Genomic DNA, 16,345 nt, shown 5'->3' with positions numbered 1-16,345 from the left:
GTCGTCGTATCTAGCGCCTGGAAGATGAGGCTACCCCACTCCCCAGCTCATCCGGCCCTATCCGGCATGCTTATGTGACTCAATCTCTTCGCGCAGCGCCTCGGCCTCAGTGGTCAAGGTGGCATTGGCATGCATGTCACCATTGCGGGCGGCTTCCATCGCCTGCTCGAGCTTGCGCTCATAGGCCTTCTGTAACTTCTTGGTGGGATCGCTTTTGAAGATACCGAACATGGGTGTCTCTCCTGAGGTAAGTGATCTCAGACTACGCGACACCCCATACCAATACTAGACAAAAACTATACACGACATTGTTCAGATGCTGAATCATGCCGCTCTTCGACCATTCACCTGGAGAAACGACGACTCGGTAGCCCGCAGGAGTGCAGTCCCGTGAAGACGGGCTACTAACAAAACCTCGCTACCAGGAAGCGATAGCGCGGCTGCGACATGATACTCAGACAGCTTAGCCCTGGGGCTCGGTCTGTGACGTCGACTGGCCGGCATGCCACTGGGGCTGGCCGTTCTGCATCAGCACCCGGTTGCCCTGAGGCGCCTCGTCGAGCCGAGCGCTATACACCTGGCCATCGACCCGATACTCGACGTCATAGCCCAGCTGTTCCTGGCGGGTATCGGTCACGGTATGACATTCACGCCGGGTGGACGTGGTGGTCTGGCCGGACTCGATGCGGCCCTGCACCTCACGACCCGCCAGGCCACCGCCCACGGCGCCCGCCACGGTGGCGATTTTCTTGCCGCTACCGCCACCGACCTGATTGCCAAGCAAACCACCGACGATAGCGCCCGCGGCAGTGCCGATGATGCGGTTCGGATCACGGCTTGGGGCCTGCTGGCTAACGACCACATTCTCGCAGACCTCCCGAGGGGTCTCGATGGTCCGGGTCGCCGCCTCGACCTGCAGGATATCGGCATAGACCGGCTCAGGCGGCTGGGAATAACTGCTGACCTGATAGGCACCGACCGCAAGGCCACCCAGGCCAAAGACTGACAGGGTGGTACCGATCACAATGGACTTGTTCATGACTCGCTCCTCACACACGACATCGGGGTCGACGACAGGGGCGTCGACAACATAGGGCCGGCTCGGGGGAATCCGGGAATCGGACGCACACCCTTGGGCACGCGAAGCACCAGGCGAGGTGACAAACAGCAATGAGACTAGGGCTCGGGCGACATCCCGTCGCGGACGAGCCAGGTAGACGAGGCGAGTATAGTCCAGGGAGTGGGGGCGAGATATCGCGCTCACGGCGACTGTGCGATCTTTCCACACTTGGCGTCGCGCTGTCGCCAACCGCCGACGCCCAAAGCGATCAACGCGACCCGCAGACAGGACATGCCGGGTCACGAGGCACGCTGAAGCGTCGCCACTCACCGGAAAGCCCGTCGAAGGTGGAAAGCCCTTGATGCGTACTACCGGCACCGCTGAGCATCTTGACCGCCTCCAACGCCTGGAAGCTGCCAATCAGCCCAACCAGTGGTGCCACCACACCGTTTTCGGCGCAGCTCAGCTGCTCATCTTCACCGGGGTCACCAGGCGGATAGAGGCAGGCATAACAGGGACTCTTGGCATCTCGAGGATCGAAAACAGCGAGCTGACCGCCAAAGCGGATAGCCGCCCCGGAGACCAGTGGCCGTCCCGCCGACTGGCAGGCCGCATTGATGGCATAGCGCGAGGCGAAGCGGTCGGTACAGTCGAGCACCACGTCTGCCGTCTGGACGGCGCGCTCAAGAGATGCACCGACCAGGCGCTCACTCAGGCTTGTAATCTGACAGTGAGGATTGAGCGCCAATGCGGCCTCTCGAGCCGAATCAGCCTTGGCACGACCGATATCCGCCTCGCCGTGGGCGATCTGGCGCTGAAGGTTGGAAAGCTCGACCGTGTCGTCGTCGACGAGCGTCAACCGGCCGACACCTGCCGCCGCCAGATAGAGCGCGACGGGCGAACCAAGCCCGCCAGCGCCAATCACCAGCGCATGACTCGCAAGAAGGCGCTCCTGGCCTTCGATCTCGATCGACTCGAGCATGATCTGGCGGCTATAGCGCAACAGCGCCTGGTCGTTCATCGTCACGTATCTCTCTTGGCTCTCGATTGTCGGACTGATCGATGTCGGGGCTTATCATTTCCGGGCTTATCGCTACTGGGACTATCTTTCCCGGGCGCCCGCTGCCTTTCCATCAGGCACCTGTCGCCGCTCTCTCATCGGTACGCTTGTTAGTGCTCTTCGAGTTGCTCGACGTCTGGCACATGCAGGGTAAATTCTTCCTTTACCTCTTCCATGACGACATAGCTCTTCGACTCCTTGACCCCGGGCAGGGTCAACACTACCTCACCAAGGAGCTGACGGTACGCCGACATCTCGGGAATCCGGCACTTGAGGATATAGTCGAACTGCCCCGAGACCAGGTGACACTCCTGAATTTGCGGCAACTGGCTCACGGCGCGTCGGAACTCGTCGAACACGGCGGGTGATTGGGTCTCGAGACTGATCTCGACAAACACCAACAGATTGGCCTTGAGTGCCTTGGGGTCGAGTATCGCCTTGTAGCCACGAATAATGCCCGAACGCTCCAGGCGCTTGACCCGCTCCAGACAAGGAGTGGTGGAAAGCCCGACCTGAGCGGCCAGGTCAACGTAGGAAATACGGGCATTATCCTGGAGGGCACGCAGGATTTTGAGATCGATACGGTCAAGCGAGCGGTTCTTGGCTTTCATGGTCATCCAGAGTCCAAGCTCAATACGCGGTCGAACAGCGGAGGCATCACCGCCGGATCGACTGAGCATCATGGCTTCCATAGTTATTGGAAGGGGTGAACGACGAAAACCTCAGTGATTGGTCTGGCCAAATGCAGCCGTATCAGTGAGGTTCGCCCTTCTCGCCCATGTCACCCTAACAATTACCATATACGCTCTGGACGGCGCGAGTCCCGCCGCTCACGTCAGGCTTTCCAACGCCCCAGGCTGACCCGCTCCCGTGCGCCCAAATCCTGAAGCGTCGTTACCTCATCATAACCCGCCTGCTCGAACGCCTGACGCACCGCCACTCCCTGCTCGAGGCCATGCTCGAGCAAGAGCCAGCCACCCGCCAACAGATGGCGGCGCGCCTCTTGAACCAGTGCGTAAAGATCGGCCAGGCCATCGTCACCGGCCACCAGCGCCGAACGGGGCTCGAAGCGCACATCGCCCTGTGCGAGGTGAGGATCGTCATCGGCAAGGTAGGGAGGGTTCGCGACAACCAGCGCAAAGCGCTCGCCCTCAAGCGAGGCAAACCAGTCACTCTCGAGGAATCGAACGTGCTCCAACCCCAAATGCACAGCATTGCCGCGTGCAAGCGCCACCGCCTGCGGTGACAGATCGACACCCGTTACCTGCCAACCGGGGCGCTCGCTGGCAAACGCAAGCGCAATGGCGCCGGTGCCGGTCCCCAGGTCAAGAAACGTCCCTTCTTCGGCGTCGCCTCGCGCGAGCGCCGCTTCGACCAGGCTCTCGGTGTCAGGACGCGGAATAAGCGTGGCATCGTGGGTCCTGAGCGATAGCCCCCAGAACTCCCGCTCTCCGGTCAGGTAGGCCACCGGAGCGCCCTGCCCTCTGGCGGCAATGAGCGCGTCGAAGCGCGCACGCGACCAGCAGTCGGCCTCGCGATCGCCCCAGGTATAGAGCCAGGTGCGATCGACCTCGAGCACATGGCACAGCAGCACCTCGGCATCAAGCCTCGGGCTTGGCGACCCCGCCGCCTGCAACCGCTTGGCGGCGCGAGCCAGCAGCACATCGAGACGCATCAGGCGATTTCCTTACGCATCAGGCTTCCTGCTGCAGGGCCGCGAGCTGCTCGGCCTGATACTCGTGGAGCAGCGGCTCGATGATCTCGCCAAGCTCACCGGTCATCACCTCGTTGAGCTTGTAGAGCGTCAGATTGATGCGGTGATCGGTGACCCGCCCCTGAGGAAAATTGTAGGTACGGATGCGCTCGCTGCGATCACCGGAGCCGACCAGCGAACGACGCTCGTCGGCCTGCTGCTGGCGCTGGCTTTCCAGAGCGCTCTGCTTGAGGCGCGCGGCCAACAGCGACATGGCCTTGGCACGGTTCTTGTGCTGGCTGCGCTCTTCCTGACACTCGACCACCACGCCACTGGGCAGGTGAGTAATGCGAATCGCGGAATCGGTGGTGTTGACGTGCTGGCCACCGGCCCCGCTGGAACGAAAGGTATCGATGCGCAGGTCATTGCTGTTGATGTCGATATCACCGACCTGGTCGGCCTCAGGCATCACCGCCACGGTGCAGGCCGAGGTATGGATGCGGCCCTGAGACTCGGTAGCGGGAACCCGCTGTACCCGATGAGCGCCGGACTCGAACTTGAGCCGGGCATAGACACCCTCGCCCTTGATCCGCGAAATCAGTTCCTTGTAGCCGCCCTGCTCGCCATGACTGGCGCTGACCACTTCGACCTTCCAGCCATGCTTCTCGGCGTAACGCGAATACATGCGAAACAGATCACCGGCGAACAGTGCCGCCTCATCGCCCCCCGTACCGGCGCGCACCTCGAGATACACGCTGCGGCCATCGTCCGGGTCCTTGGGCACCAGCAGGCGCTTGAGCGCCTCCTCGAGAGCGGCCAGCCGCTCCTGCCCCTCCGCCTGTTCAAGCTCAGCAAGCTCGCGCATCTCGGCGTCGCTGTCTTCGAGCAGTGCCTGGGCAGCCTCGATGTTGTTCTCGGTATCGCGAAACGCCTGCCAGGTCGCCACCAGTTCTTCGAGCTCCGCATATTCCCGAGAATAATCACGAAAGCGGGGCTGATCGGCGATGACATCGGGCTCGGCCAGCAGAGCCGAGAGCTCCTCGAAGCGCTCGGCAAAGGTATCTAGGCGCTGACGCAGTGTAGCTTTCATGAAGGGTCCTGTTGTCTGGTGCCGGTCATCGGGGGAGCCTCGGGATCGCTGTCAGAATCGAAGAGCAAGGCTTCGGCGGCCTCGATCAGGTCCTGACGCTCGGCCCCAGAGGCTTCGCGCAGACCAAGGGTCGGGGCATGCATGAGCTTGTTGGTCAGCTGGCGAGCGAGACGGGCAACCACCTTCTCCGGGTCTTCGCCGCGAGCCAGCTGTGCGAGCGCCTGCTCTTCGGAATCGGCGCGCATCTGCTCGCCCTGCTGTCGATAGCGGCGAATGAGGTCGCCGGCGCCGCGCACCCGGCGCTCGTGCTGCCAGCTCGTGACGCCGTGCTCGATCAGCACCTCGGCCTTGTCGGCGGCCACCTTGCGATGTCGGCGGTTCTCTTCAATGACTTCGTGCAGGTCATCGACGGTATAAAGAAAGACATCATCCAGTTCGCCGACCTGCGGTTCGATGTCCCGGGGCACGGCAATATCGACCATGAAGACCGGCCGGTGACGACGCAGCTTGATCGCCCGCTCGACCATGCCCTTGCCGAGAATCGGCAAGGGCGCCGCCGTCGAGGAAATCACGATATCGGCTCGTGCCAGGGCATTGGGAATCTCGTTGAGAGAGATCGCTTCACCACCGATGCGGTCGGCCAACTGTGCGGCCCGCTCACGCGTGCGGTTGGCCACGATCAGCTTTCGGACGCCGGCCTCCTGCAAGTGACGGGCGACCAGCTCGATCGTTTCTCCGGCGCCGATCAGCAGTGCCGTGGAGCGCCGAAAGTTATCGAAGATACGACTGGCCATGCTCACCGCGGCATAGGCCACCGACACCGGATTCTCGCCGATACCGGTCTCGGTGCGGACCTGCTTGGCAACCGCAAAGGTGTGCTGGAACAGCCGTTCGAGCTCACCGCCCAAGCCTTTGTGGCTGCGCGCCGCCTGGTAGGCATCCTTGAGCTGGCCAAGGATCTGCGGCTCACCGAGCACCATGGAATCGAGTCCGACAGCGACGCGCATCAGGTGACGTGCCGCGTCGCCGTCCAGATAATGGTAGGCCGCCGCCGACAACTGTTCGACGCTGAGGGTATGAAAGCGACTCAACCAGTCAAGAATCGCCGCTTCTCCATCGCGCTCCATCACGCAATAGAGTTCGGTGCGGTTGCAGGTCGAGAGCAGCGCAGCTTCTTCCACCTCGGGCAGAGCACGTAGCTCGGTCAGCGCCGCTTCCAGCTGCAACGGGGTAAAGGCGACTTGCTCACGCACCTCGACCGCAGCCGTCTTATGATTGATGCCAAGGGCCAAAAGCGTCATGCAATCAGAGTCTTCGCTCAAGGGGGAGTGGTGCGAATCACGGCGAAAACCACCAGATGCAGCGCGACAGCAGGCAAGACTGCCTGAAACACGCGCCAACAGATGTGATGTGGTCGCCGGATCGTCCGAAGCCGGGCATTCTATCACAGCCGACCCCTCGCACACGCCCCCATGACTTTGCCCGTGCCCGTCAAGCCGTTATGCTGAACGCTGACTTCCTTGACGAGACGATCATGCGCGCACGCCTGCTCAAGACGGCCCTCATTACGGCGACCCTCGCGCTGGTTACGGCTTGCCAGGGCATGCCCAAATCCCATGATGCCAGCACCACCGACCCCATGCGGGGAGCGCCACCGATTACACAGGGCCTCGATGCAAAGGGCCTGCAAACACTGCTCTTGGCAGAACTGGCCGGTCGGCGCGGTCAGTACGAACGCGCCGCAAAGGGCTACCTGGATGCCGCCGAACGCTACGATTCAGAGGCGCTGAGCGAGCGCGCCACCCTGGCGGCGCGTTTCAGTGACAAGCCAGCGCTGATGGAAACCTCAGCCCGTCAATGGCTTGAGCGCTCGCCGGGTGCCGAACCTGCACTTCGCATACTATCTAGCCTCGCCCAGCAGCGCGGGGACTGGCTGGCCGCCCTCGACGCACGCCTTTCACTGATCGAACAGGGCAAGCCTGGGGAGTTGGCCAGCTTCGCCGACCAGGCCCTCACGCAAGGGGCTGACCCGGCCCCCCTAGCCGCCCGGCTGCGCCGCCACCTGGTGGTCGCCGATGGTGACGCCCCCTATGCCTACGACGCCATCTTGGCCACCGCCTTGCTCGAAGCAGCCGGGGGAGAAGTCGAGCGCGCCAAAGCACGCCTCTCGGCCCTTGCACGCACACATCCCGAGCTCCCCGCTCTGTGGCTGACCCGTGCTCGTATTGCCATCGAAGAAGATGATCCCACTGCCACCCTGAGTGCCGCCAAGCGCGGTCTGGAGACATCACCCGGCGACTCCCGCTTCCTGCTACTCATGGCCCGCAGCCAGCTGGCCCTTGGGCGGGTCGCCGCCGCAGAGCGCCAGACCGACCAACTGCTGGCCCAGCACGGCGAGCAACCGGAACTGCGAATGGCACTGGCCCGCCTGTTCCTCGAAGCACAAGAACCCTCTCCGGCCCGCCGGCTTCTGCTGCCGCTGATTGACGAAGACACGACGCCACCGCAGGCCTTCCTATTGCTTGGCAACATTGCCGAGCAGCAAGGTGAAATCGACAACGCCTTTCTCTATTACCGGCAGGTTCCAGAAGGCGAGCAGTTCCTTAACGCACGTCTTCAAGCGGCACGCATGCTGATTGATGCAGACCGCTTGCCGGATGCGCTGGAGTTCCTGCGCATTGAACGGCTCCGCCATGACGCTCAGGCCGCGGATATCGCCGCCCTGGAGGTCGAATTGCTCGATCAGGTGGATGAACGTAGCGCCGCCGATGAAGTCCTCGCCGAGGCCCGCGACCGCCACCCTGATAACGAGGACCTTCTATATATGCAGGCCATGCGCAAATTCAATGCTGGCAACCTGGACGGCATGGAGACCGATCTGCGTGAGCTGATCGAGCGCCGGCCAGACAACGCCATGGCCATGAATGCGCTCGGCTATACCCTGGCCGACATGACCACGCGTTACGAAGAGGCGCGCGAGCTGATCGAGCGTGCCCATGACCTGGCACCCGACAGCCCCGCCATTCTCGACAGCCTCGGCTGGGTACTGCACAAGCAGGGCAAGAATGCTCGCGCCCTGCCATACCTGGAGCGGGCGTTCGCCCTGATGCCGGATCAGGAAATCGCTGCTCACCTCGCCGAGGTACTGTGGTCGCTTGGTCGCACTGAAGATGCGCGTCGCTTGGTCGAACGCGGCCTCGCCCGCTTCGAGGACCATCCCAAGCTCGATGAATTGATCCAGCGAATTCCCGCCATGGCGCCCTGAGAGCGCCACTTCATCCTCTGGCTGATACTCGAGATCGAGATAACTCCATGACCCGACGCTTCGTCCTTATTATTGTCCTGGCCCTGCTGGCCGGTTGTGCTTCTCGTGGCCCTGTCTCCACCGACAGCACCGAACGCGGCCCCTGGCAGGATCAGGTCACTCGCGTAAAGGCCCTCAGCAGCTGGACGCTGGCCGGCAAGGTAGGGTTGCGCACGCCCCAGGAAAGCACCAGCGCCAACCTGGACTGGCGCCAGACCCCCAACTACTATCGGCTACTGATCAGCGGCCCCTTCGGCGCCGGACGCAGCACCCTCGAGGGCACCGCTCAGACTGTGACCCTGACCACAAGCGAAGGGCGCGTCAGCGCCGAAAGCGCCGAGGCACTGCTCGAGAAGGAGCTGGGCTGGTCATTGCCGGTGTCTTCGCTGGATCACTGGATCCGTGGCCTGCCCGCCCCGGGCGGCAACTTTGAACGCGAGACCGACGCCCTGGGCTACCCTACTCGCCTGACCCAATCCGGCTGGACCATCGACTACAGCGGCTGGATGCCAGCAGGCGAGCTATGGCTGCCGCGTCGCCTGGACATGCAACGCACGGGCATCGAGGCCACCCTGCTGATCAACACCTGGCGGCCGGAGCCCTCTCGTGACTGATAGAGCGCCCCAACCCAGCCAGGCCCCGCTATCTCGAGACACTCATCGGCCGACGCTGAGCCTGCCGGCGCCGGCCAAGCTGAACCGCATGCTGCATATCACCGGACGTCGCGATGATGGTTATCATGAGCTGCAAACCCTGTTCCAGTTTCTGGACGTCGGTGACACGCTGCACTTCACGCTCCGCGATGATGATGCCATCCGGCTGACACCAACCCTCGAGGGCGTCACCGCCGAGGATAATCTGGTTGTCCGCGCGGCCCGCCTGCTGCAAGCACAGACCGGCTCTCGCCGCGGCGTCGACATCCAGCTCGACAAGCGCCTGCCAATGGGGGGCGGCCTGGGCGGCGGCAGTTCCAACGCGGCTACCACCCTGCTTGCCCTGAACCGGCTATGGAATCTCAACCTTGATGAGGAGCGCCTGGCCGCGCTTGGCCTGTCGCTGGGGGCCGATGTTCCCGTTTTCGTGCGTGGGCGCGCCGCCTGGGCCGAGGGAGTCGGCGAACAGCTGACACCCGTCACGCTCGATACCCCCTATTTCGTGGTGATCCATCCAGGTGTTTCGGTCGCCACCGCCCGGGTCTTCCAGGCGCCAGAATTGACACGCGACACCCCGGCCATTAGACTCTCGCGCGCACTTGAGGGGGGCGCAACGCGTTGGCGTAACGACTGCGAAGCGACGGTGTGCAGGCTGTACCCGCAGGTCGATGAAGCCATAAGATGGCTGGCCCAGCGGGCACCGACCATGCTGACGGGTACCGGCGCTTGCCTGTTCGGGCGTTTGACTAACGTCGAAGAGGCCGATAACATTGCGCGCCAAGTCGACCCTCGCTGGCACGCCTTCACGGCGCAAGGCTTGAACGTCTCCCCTCTGCACAAGGCTCTGGGGTGAGGCAATCTGCCTGATGTAGATTGCTTGCATGGCGGCTCTCGATAGCTGGTCAATTAAACCAGACGAGAGCATGAGCGGAGTCGACAGGCAAGGTTGCTGGGGTATCGCCAAGTGGTAAGGCACCGGTTTCTGATACCGGCATTCGCAGGTTCGAGTCCTGCTACCCCAGCCATTTCCTCCCGCGTCGGCTGGCCGTCAACATCCCTCATAGAGATTCCCAAGACTCCAAAGGTGGCTGCGCGTGTCTAAATTGATGGTTTTCGCCGGGAACGCCAATCCCGAACTTGCCCGCAAGATTGCCGAAGGACTCGACAATCGCCTCGGCCACGCTACAGTCGGTCAGTTCAGCGACGGCGAAATCGCGGTCGAAATCAACGAGAACGTCCGCGGCAAGGACGTTTTCGTGCTGCAGTCCACCTGCGCGCCCACCAACGACAACATCATGGAAATGGTCCTGATGATTGATGCGTTGCGTCGCGCCTCCGCTGCCCGCATCACGGCAGTGGTTCCTTACTTCGGTTATGCCCGCCAGGATCGCCGCGTCCGCTCGGCCCGTGTGCCGATCTCCGCCAAGATTGTCGCCGACATGATGGTCAAGGCCGGTGTAGACCGGGTGATGACCATGGACCTGCACGCCGATCAGATCCAAGGCTTCTTCGACGTTCCCGTCGACAACGTCTATGGTTCGCCGATCCTGCTCGACGACATCGAACGCCAGAACTACGACGACCTGGTCGTTGTCTCCCCGGACGTCGGCGGCGTGGTGCGTGCTCGCGCCATCGCCAAGCAACTCAATGCCGACCTGGCCATCATCGACAAGCGTCGCCCCCAGGCCAACCAGGCGCAGGTCATGCACATCATCGGCGAGATCGAAAACCGCACCTGCGTGGTGGTGGATGACATGATCGATACCGCCGGCACGCTGTGCAAAGCCGGCGAGGCGCTCAAGGCCCGCGGCGCACGCCGCGTCGTCGCCTACGCCACCCACCCGATCCTGTCCGGCCCGGCCGTCGACAATATTTCCGGGTCGGTGCTTGATGAAGTCGTGGTGGCCGACACTATCCCGCTGTCAGACGCAGCCCGCCGCAGCGGCAAGATCCGCCAGCTGTCGGTGGCCGGCCTGATCGCCGAGGCAATCCGCCGCGTCAGCAACGAAGAATCCGTCAGCGCGATGTTCCACTGAGGCCGCCATAAGGCCGCTTTAACACCGCGCAGGATACGCGCGCCGTCAGGCGCCCATGGAAACGCCAATGTTTGGTCGCGAGCTTGGCGTTCTCCTCATCAAACCACTGAGGTTTCATTCAATGTCCGATTTCAATCTTAATGCCAGCGTTCGCCACGACCTGGGGAAAGGTGCGAGCCGCCGCCTGCGTCGTGCGGACCTCTCCATCCCGGCGATCATCTACGGCGGTGAAAAGACGCCCCAGTCTATCGCCATCGAGAAGGCCCCGTTCTACAAGGCCATCGAAGATGAGTCCTTCTTCGCGTCTGTGATCACGCTGAACGTGGAAGGCAAGCAGGAGCAGGTCGTGGTTCGTGACCTGCAGCGTCACCCGTACAAGCCGCTGGTCACTCACGCTGACTTTCTGCGCGTTGATGCGACTCACGAGCTGACACTGCACGTCCCGCTGCACGTCGTCGGCGAAGACGCCAGCAAGGCGATCAAGGATGAGGACGGCGAGCTGCACCAGCTGGCGTCCGACGTCGAGATCAGCTGCCTGCCGAAGGATCTCCCCGAGTATCTGGAAGTGGACATCAGCGAGCTTGAGCTGGGCACCACCCTGCACCTGTCCGACCTGACCGTACCGGCTGGCGTGACCATTGTGGCGCTGACCCACGGTGAAGATCACGACAACGCCATCCTCAACATCACCAAGGCCAAGGTTATGGCCGAGCAAACTGATGAGGAAGAGGAAGCTGAAGCGCCAGAAGAAAAGGCGGCTGATAGCGAAGACGAGAGCGAAGGCGAAGACGAAAGCAAAGGCGATACCGAGTAATCGGCGACGCCTGCGGGCAGGCCGGCCAGCCGGCATGCCCGCGCTATCTTCTGAAAATCAAGCGCCCCGGCGCTTGATTTTTTTTGCCTGTCCCAAGCGCTGACAGTAGCGTTTCGATCACACGCCCATAACTTTCGCGAGGTCACCGGCATGAGTCAGCTGAAAGCGATCATCGGTCTAGGCAACCCTGGAGCCGACTACGATGCCACCCGGCACAATGCCGGCGCCTGGCTGGTGGAATCTCTGGCACGCGATCATCACGTTCCCCTGCGGTCTGAGCGCAAGTTTCTGGGGCTCTATGCCAAGATCACCCTGGCCGGCCAGGACCTGCATCTCCTCTACCCTCAGACCTTCATGAACAAGAGCGGTGGCTCTGTGGCTGCCCTGGCCAAGTTTTTCAAGCTTGCCCCGGAAGAAATGCTGATCGCTCACGACGAGCTGGACATTGCCCCCGGCACCGCGCGTTACAAGCAAGGCGGTGGCCACGGCGGGCACAATGGCCTGCGCGACATCATCGCCTCCCTGGGCAACGCCAAGGATTTTCACCGCTTGCGTATCGGCATCGGCCACCCGGGCGAGGCCCATCGGGTCGTCAATTATGTGCTCTCGCGCCCGGGCAAGCCCGAGCGCGCCGCCATCGACGCCGCTCTGGACGAGATAGAGCGCACCCTGCCGGATGCCGTCGCCGGTGACTGGCCGCGTGCCATGAACCGTTTACACAGTTTCAAGGGGTAACGACGTCCCGGGCAATGCTTGCCTAGCCCGATCATCTCCCCACTGATGCGCTGGGCACGGCACTGCTAACGGCTAGAGAAGGCCTGCCGTGTGGCGTAGAATCCCCGCCATCGTTTTTTCACCGAATGCCAGGAACACACCATGGGTTTCAACTGCGGTATCGTCGGCCTGCCCAACGTCGGCAAGTCCACCCTCTTCAATGCCCTGACCAAGTCGGGCATCGACGCTGAAAACTTCCCCTTCTGCACCATCGAGCCCAACGTGGGCATCGTGCCGATGCCGGACCCGCGCCTCGACAAGCTGGCCGAGATCGTCAAACCCCAGAAGGTGCTGCCTACCACCATGGAGTTCGTCGATATCGCGGGCCTGGTGGCAGGCGCCTCCAAGGGGGAAGGCTTGGGCAACAAGTTCCTGGCCAACATCCGCGAAACCGAGGCCATCGCCCACGTGGTGCGCTGCTTCGACAACGACAACGTCATCCACGTGGCCAACCAGGTCGATCCCGAAGCGGATATCGAGATCATCAACATGGAACTGGCGCTGGCGGATCTCGATACCGTCGAGCGTGCCATCCAGCGCCTGGTGCGCGTCGCCAAGGGCGGCGACAAGGAAGCCATCGCCACCAAGGCGATCCTCGAACGCATCCAGCCGCACCTGGCCGAGGGCCAACCCCTGCGCAGCTTCGGCCTCAATGACGATGACAAGCAGCAACTCAAGAGCTTCGGCTTTCTGACCCTGAAGCCGACCATGTATATCGCCAACGTCAACGACGATGGTTTCGAGGACAACCCCTACCTCGACAAGGTTCGCGAGATCGCCGCCGCCGAAGGTGCCATGGTGGTGCCGGTATGCAACCAGATCGAAGCCGAGATCGCCGAACTCGAGGACGAGGAGCGCGCCATGTTCCTCGATGAGCTGGGCATGGACGAGCCGGGCCTTGATCGCGTGATTCGCGCCGGCTATGAGCTGCTGGGCCTGCAGACCTATTTCACCGCCGGGGTGAAGGAAGTCCGCGCCTGGACCGTCAAGGTCGGTGCTACCGCACCGGAAGGCGCCGGTGTGATCCACACCGACTTCCAGAAGGGCTTCATCCGCGCCGAAGTCGTCGCCTATGATGACTTCGTATCCCTTGGCGGTGAACAAGGCGCCAAGGATGCCGGCAAGTGGCGGCTGGAAGGCAAGGAATACATCCTTAAGGATGGCGATGTGGTGCACTTCCGCTTCAACGTCTAGTGCCTCATAAGATCCGTAGCACTAAGCGATGGAAAAAAGCCGATGTATCATGCTCTTATGGTTGACTGATCACATCCTCTTGCGTAGTATCTATCGCCGTTGGCTACATAGCTCAGCTGGTTAGAGCACATCACTCATAATGATGGGGTCCCCTGTTCAAATCAGGGTGTAGCCACCAAGACAGTACAAACGCCCGAACGGCCTCCCGTTCGGGCGTTTTTTTGTTCCCCGTTTTTTGACCCTGTCCGATATACGTGACATCAATATACCCCGCCCGACACGGCTCCCTCACTCCTCATGCAGGCCATGGCTGGCAAGCGAGCCGATTCAAAGGATTGTGACGATGTGGATTTCGCTGGTCTTTGTGCTGCTGTTCTCGACTGGTTTCATCTGTGCCCGCCTGGGCACGATGGACGCCGAACCCTTTACCCTGCTGCTCGTGCGCAGCCTGCTGGTACTGCCGGTACTGGCGATAATCCTGTGGCTACGCAAAGCGCCAAACCAATGGGGGAACCGCGCCCAGCGAGGCTGCCAAATGGGCGTTGGCATGCTACTTCATGGCGCCTATCTAGGGGGCGTGTTCGCCGCCGTCAAGGCAGGCCTGCCGGCAGGCCTCACCGCTCTGCTGGTCAGCCTTCACCCGCTGGCGACCGCAGCGCTGTCGTTGCCGCTGCTCGGGGTGAGACTGGGTCCAAGGCAATGGGGCGGCCTGACACTAGGCGCAATGGGGGCAAGCCTCGTCCTGGGAAGTGGCCTCGAGCTCTCTCATGGGTGGCCCGTGGTGGGTCTGGTCTGGTGCCTGGTCGCGCTTGCGGGGATTTCAAGCGCCACCCTGTGGCAGAAACGGCTGAGCGGGGACATGGGAATGGTCGAAGGGCTCGTCTTTCAGTATCTGGGGGCGGCACTGGTGTTCAGTATCGCCGCCAGCTGGATCGGGACCTTTACCTTTAACCCCACCCCGCGACTGCTATTGACCTTGGCCTGGCTGGTCGGCGCAATTTCGGTAGGGGCCATCTGGCTACTGATGGTGATGATCGAGCGCGGCGAAGCCCATCAGGTCGCGCGCACCTTCTTCCTGGTGCCGCCCTGTGCCGCCGTGATGGCCTGGCTGCTGTTCGACGAGCAGTGGACGGCTCCCATGATTCTGGGCGCCGCCCTGGTGGTGGCGGGTCTCGCTCTCGATAGACCCAGCCCTGCCCGCCAGCCGAGCGTCAAGCACTCTGACCCTGAGCAGGCCTGACCCTATATAGCGCCCGGTTCAGCCAGGGCGCCAACAGGATCAAACGAGTTCGGCGCGATTCAGATAGGCGGTCAGTACCCGGATCAACCGCTCGGCATCCTGACTGCCGGCGGTCTCGCGAATCGAGTGCATGCCCCACTGAGCCACGCCCACATCGAGGGTCGGCACGCCAAGCTCGGTGGCGGTGATCGGCCCGATGGTGCTTCCGCAGCCCATGTCGGAACGCGTCACGAACGTCTGCACCGGGACGTCAACCTCCTGGCAGATGTCACGAAACAGCGCCGATGTCGCGCTATTGGTCGCATAGCGCTGGCTGGCGTTGACCTTGATCACCGGGCCACCGTTAATGGTAGGGCCGTGACCGGCATCGTGCTTGTCCTTGAAGTTGGGGTGTATCGCATGCGCATTGTCACAGGAGATCATCCTCGATGCCTGGACGAGGCGGATAAAGCCCTCGTCGCCGGCTTCGCCGAGCTGGGCATTGACGCGGCGCAGTACATCACCCAGGAAAGGCCCCTGGGCACCGCAGGCACTCGCACTACCCACTTCTTCGTGGTCATTGGCGACCAGCACCGCACCCTGCTCGCCGTCGCAGTCAAGCAACGCCTCCATGCCGATAAAGCACGACAAGAGGTTATCGAGCCTCGCACTGGCAATAAGCTCACCGCGAGCGCCTACACGCGCCGGTGGCTGGGTATCATAAAGCGCCAACTCGAAGTCCAGCGGCTCGGCGTGCTGAATGCCGTGCTGCGCCTTGAGCCATTCCCGTAACAGGTCATTGAAATCATCGCTGTCGCCACCCTGCAACAAAACCGCCGCCATCTCGGTCTGAGGATTGATGGAACGGTTCGAGTTGGCGTCACGATCAAGGTGGATGGCAAGGCTGGGTACCGTGGCTACCGGCCAGTCAACGTCAAGCAACACGCCTTCGATGCGGCCATCCGGGTGGCGCAGGTGAACACGACCGGCAAGCCCCAGATCGCGATCGAACCATGGCGCCAAGAGCGCCCCCCCATAGACCTGGACCCCCAGCTGCAGCCAGCCGGCACTACGCTGGGCGGCGTGGGGCTTCAAGTGAAGGCCGGGGCTATCGGTATGCGCCCCGATCATGCGCAGCGCATCGAGCCGCCCCTTGGGCAGCTGCAGGGCGATGATCGAAGAATCGTTGCGGGTCACATAGACGCGTTCACCGGCGGAAAGCGTCCAGGGCTGCGACTCGTCCAGGCGCCGATACCCCGCCGCTTCAAGGCGAGTGGCCATGTTGCTTACGGCATGCCACGGCGTTGGCGAATGCTCGAGAAAGTCGAGTAGGCGATCCAGGGGGGGAGCGTGATGCATTTTCATCCTCATGGAGGGTCTGTGTCTGGCGACACAGGCTGCTACAATGGCCTCTCGGCTGTCGAGAGGCGCGTGACGAGCCAGGCTCA

Annotated in this window: 16 protein-coding genes and 2 tRNA genes; 10 read left to right on the top strand and 8 right to left on the bottom strand. The window is 62.4% G+C overall.

Annotation, left to right across the window (positions count from 1 at the left end; translation table 11 throughout):
• Positions 1 to 57: 57 nt before the first annotated feature.
• The 7 genes from HF027_RS05170 to hemA form a co-directional block, all read right to left on the bottom strand.
• Positions 58 to 231 (bottom strand): DUF6435 family protein, encoded by a 174-nt coding sequence (locus tag HF027_RS05170; RefSeq protein ID WP_136255316.1) that lies wholly within the window; start codon positions 229 to 231, stop codon positions 58 to 60.
• A gap of 232 nt (positions 232 to 463) precedes the next feature.
• Positions 464 to 1,039, bottom strand: coding sequence for a glycine zipper 2TM domain-containing protein (locus tag HF027_RS05165; RefSeq protein ID WP_168013509.1), 576 nt, complete (start codon positions 1,037 to 1,039; stop codon positions 464 to 466).
• 289 nt (positions 1,040 to 1,328) lie between these two features.
• Entirely contained in the window at positions 1,329 to 2,081 is a 753-nt protein-coding gene (locus HF027_RS05160; RefSeq protein ID WP_168013567.1) for a HesA/MoeB/ThiF family protein, read from the bottom strand.
• Between the two features lie 149 nt (positions 2,082 to 2,230).
• Positions 2,231 to 2,731: an Lrp/AsnC ligand binding domain-containing protein gene (locus HF027_RS05155; protein ID WP_168013507.1), complete on the bottom strand. Its 501-nt coding sequence runs from the start codon at positions 2,729 to 2,731 to the stop codon at positions 2,231 to 2,233.
• Between the two features lie 224 nt (positions 2,732 to 2,955).
• Complete coding sequence (gene prmC / locus HF027_RS05150) at positions 2,956 to 3,795, bottom strand: peptide chain release factor N(5)-glutamine methyltransferase (RefSeq protein WP_168013505.1); 840 nt, start codon at positions 3,793 to 3,795, stop codon at positions 2,956 to 2,958.
• A 19-nt stretch (positions 3,796 to 3,814) separates the two neighbouring features.
• Complete coding sequence (prfA, locus tag HF027_RS05145) at positions 3,815 to 4,903, bottom strand: peptide chain release factor 1 (protein WP_168013503.1); 1,089 nt, start codon at positions 4,901 to 4,903, stop codon at positions 3,815 to 3,817.
• Positions 4,900 to 6,204 (bottom strand): glutamyl-tRNA reductase, encoded by a 1,305-nt coding sequence (hemA, locus tag HF027_RS05140; protein ID WP_168013501.1) that lies wholly within the window; start codon positions 6,202 to 6,204, stop codon positions 4,900 to 4,902. The genes prfA and hemA overlap by 4 nt, the downstream gene beginning before the upstream one ends.
• Before the next feature lie 233 nt (positions 6,205 to 6,437).
• Between hemA and HF027_RS05135 the strand changes: the two genes are divergently transcribed.
• From HF027_RS05135 to HF027_RS05090, 10 genes are all read left to right on the top strand, one after another.
• Complete coding sequence (locus HF027_RS05135; protein WP_168013499.1) at positions 6,438 to 8,168, top strand: tetratricopeptide repeat protein; 1,731 nt, start codon at positions 6,438 to 6,440, stop codon at positions 8,166 to 8,168.
• Between the two features lie 47 nt (positions 8,169 to 8,215).
• Positions 8,216 to 8,821 carry a lipoprotein insertase outer membrane protein LolB gene (lolB, locus tag HF027_RS05130; protein ID WP_168013497.1) on the top strand — a complete coding sequence of 202 codons (606 nt, stop codon included), beginning with the start codon at positions 8,216 to 8,218 and terminating at the stop codon, positions 8,819 to 8,821.
• Positions 8,822 to 8,876: 55 nt separating this feature from the next.
• Positions 8,877 to 9,713: a 4-(cytidine 5'-diphospho)-2-C-methyl-D-erythritol kinase gene (gene ispE / locus HF027_RS05125; protein WP_280730170.1), complete on the top strand. Its 837-nt coding sequence runs from the start codon at positions 8,877 to 8,879 to the stop codon at positions 9,711 to 9,713.
• A gap of 97 nt (positions 9,714 to 9,810) precedes the next feature.
• Positions 9,811 to 9,885 (top strand) — tRNA-Gln (locus HF027_RS05120).
• A 69-nt stretch (positions 9,886 to 9,954) separates the two neighbouring features.
• On the top strand, positions 9,955 to 10,896 hold the full coding sequence (locus HF027_RS05115) for a ribose-phosphate pyrophosphokinase (protein ID WP_209316403.1): 942 nt from the start codon (positions 9,955 to 9,957) through the stop codon (positions 10,894 to 10,896).
• Between the two features lie 121 nt (positions 10,897 to 11,017).
• Positions 11,018 to 11,710 carry a 50S ribosomal protein L25/general stress protein Ctc gene (locus HF027_RS05110; RefSeq protein WP_168013495.1) on the top strand — a complete coding sequence of 231 codons (693 nt, stop codon included), beginning with the start codon at positions 11,018 to 11,020 and terminating at the stop codon, positions 11,708 to 11,710.
• A gap of 150 nt (positions 11,711 to 11,860) precedes the next feature.
• Positions 11,861 to 12,445, top strand: coding sequence for an aminoacyl-tRNA hydrolase (pth, locus tag HF027_RS05105; protein ID WP_168013493.1), 585 nt, complete (start codon positions 11,861 to 11,863; stop codon positions 12,443 to 12,445).
• Positions 12,446 to 12,586: 141 nt separating this feature from the next.
• Positions 12,587 to 13,678, top strand: coding sequence for a redox-regulated ATPase YchF (ychF, locus tag HF027_RS05100; RefSeq protein WP_168013491.1), 1,092 nt, complete (start codon positions 12,587 to 12,589; stop codon positions 13,676 to 13,678).
• A gap of 101 nt (positions 13,679 to 13,779) precedes the next feature.
• A tRNA-Met gene (locus HF027_RS05095) sits at positions 13,780 to 13,856 on the top strand.
• 165 nt (positions 13,857 to 14,021) lie between these two features.
• Positions 14,022 to 14,918, top strand: a complete 897-nt coding sequence (locus HF027_RS05090) for a DMT family transporter (RefSeq protein ID WP_168013489.1) — start codon at positions 14,022 to 14,024, stop codon at positions 14,916 to 14,918.
• Positions 14,919 to 14,957: 39 nt separating this feature from the next.
• Here the strand turns inward: HF027_RS05090 and HF027_RS05085 are convergent, their stop codons facing one another.
• Positions 14,958 to 16,256, bottom strand: coding sequence for a M18 family aminopeptidase (locus HF027_RS05085; protein WP_168013487.1), 1,299 nt, complete (start codon positions 16,254 to 16,256; stop codon positions 14,958 to 14,960).
• Positions 16,257 to 16,345: the final 89 nt, after the last annotated feature.

Origin of the sequence: Halomonas salinarum (assembly GCF_012062845.1) — a bacterium.
Lineage (GTDB): Bacteria > Pseudomonadota > Gammaproteobacteria > Pseudomonadales > Halomonadaceae > Onishia > Onishia salinarum.
Note: the sequence above shows the minus strand (reverse complement) of the source record. Positions and strands in the feature narration are given on the sequence as shown.

Coding starts and splice junctions, on each gene's coding strand:
- HF027_RS05170 (WP_136255316.1), bottom strand. CDS start 231: ATGTTCGGTATCTTCAAAAGCGATCCCACCAAGAAGTTACAGAAGGCC.
- lolB (WP_168013497.1), top strand. CDS start 8,216: ATGACCCGACGCTTCGTCCTTATTATTGTCCTGGCCCTGCTGGCCGGT.
- ychF (WP_168013491.1), top strand. CDS start 12,587: ATGGGTTTCAACTGCGGTATCGTCGGCCTGCCCAACGTCGGCAAGTCC.
- HF027_RS05160 (WP_168013567.1), bottom strand. CDS start 2,081: ATGAACGACCAGGCGCTGTTGCGCTATAGCCGCCAGATCATGCTCGAG.
- prmC (WP_168013505.1), bottom strand. CDS start 3,795: ATGCGTCTCGATGTGCTGCTGGCTCGCGCCGCCAAGCGGTTGCAGGCG.
- HF027_RS05165 (WP_168013509.1), bottom strand. CDS start 1,039: ATGAACAAGTCCATTGTGATCGGTACCACCCTGTCAGTCTTTGGCCTG.
- hemA (WP_168013501.1), bottom strand. CDS start 6,204: ATGACGCTTTTGGCCCTTGGCATCAATCATAAGACGGCTGCGGTCGAG.
- prfA (WP_168013503.1), bottom strand. CDS start 4,903: ATGAAAGCTACACTGCGTCAGCGCCTAGATACCTTTGCCGAGCGCTTC.
- HF027_RS05110 (WP_168013495.1), top strand. CDS start 11,018: ATGTCCGATTTCAATCTTAATGCCAGCGTTCGCCACGACCTGGGGAAA.
- HF027_RS05155 (WP_168013507.1), bottom strand. CDS start 2,731: ATGAAAGCCAAGAACCGCTCGCTTGACCGTATCGATCTCAAAATCCTG.
- pth (WP_168013493.1), top strand. CDS start 11,861: ATGAGTCAGCTGAAAGCGATCATCGGTCTAGGCAACCCTGGAGCCGAC.
- HF027_RS05085 (WP_168013487.1), bottom strand. CDS start 16,256: ATGCATCACGCTCCCCCCCTGGATCGCCTACTCGACTTTCTCGAGCAT.
- HF027_RS05135 (WP_168013499.1), top strand. CDS start 6,438: ATGCGCGCACGCCTGCTCAAGACGGCCCTCATTACGGCGACCCTCGCG.
- HF027_RS05090 (WP_168013489.1), top strand. CDS start 14,022: ATGTGGATTTCGCTGGTCTTTGTGCTGCTGTTCTCGACTGGTTTCATC.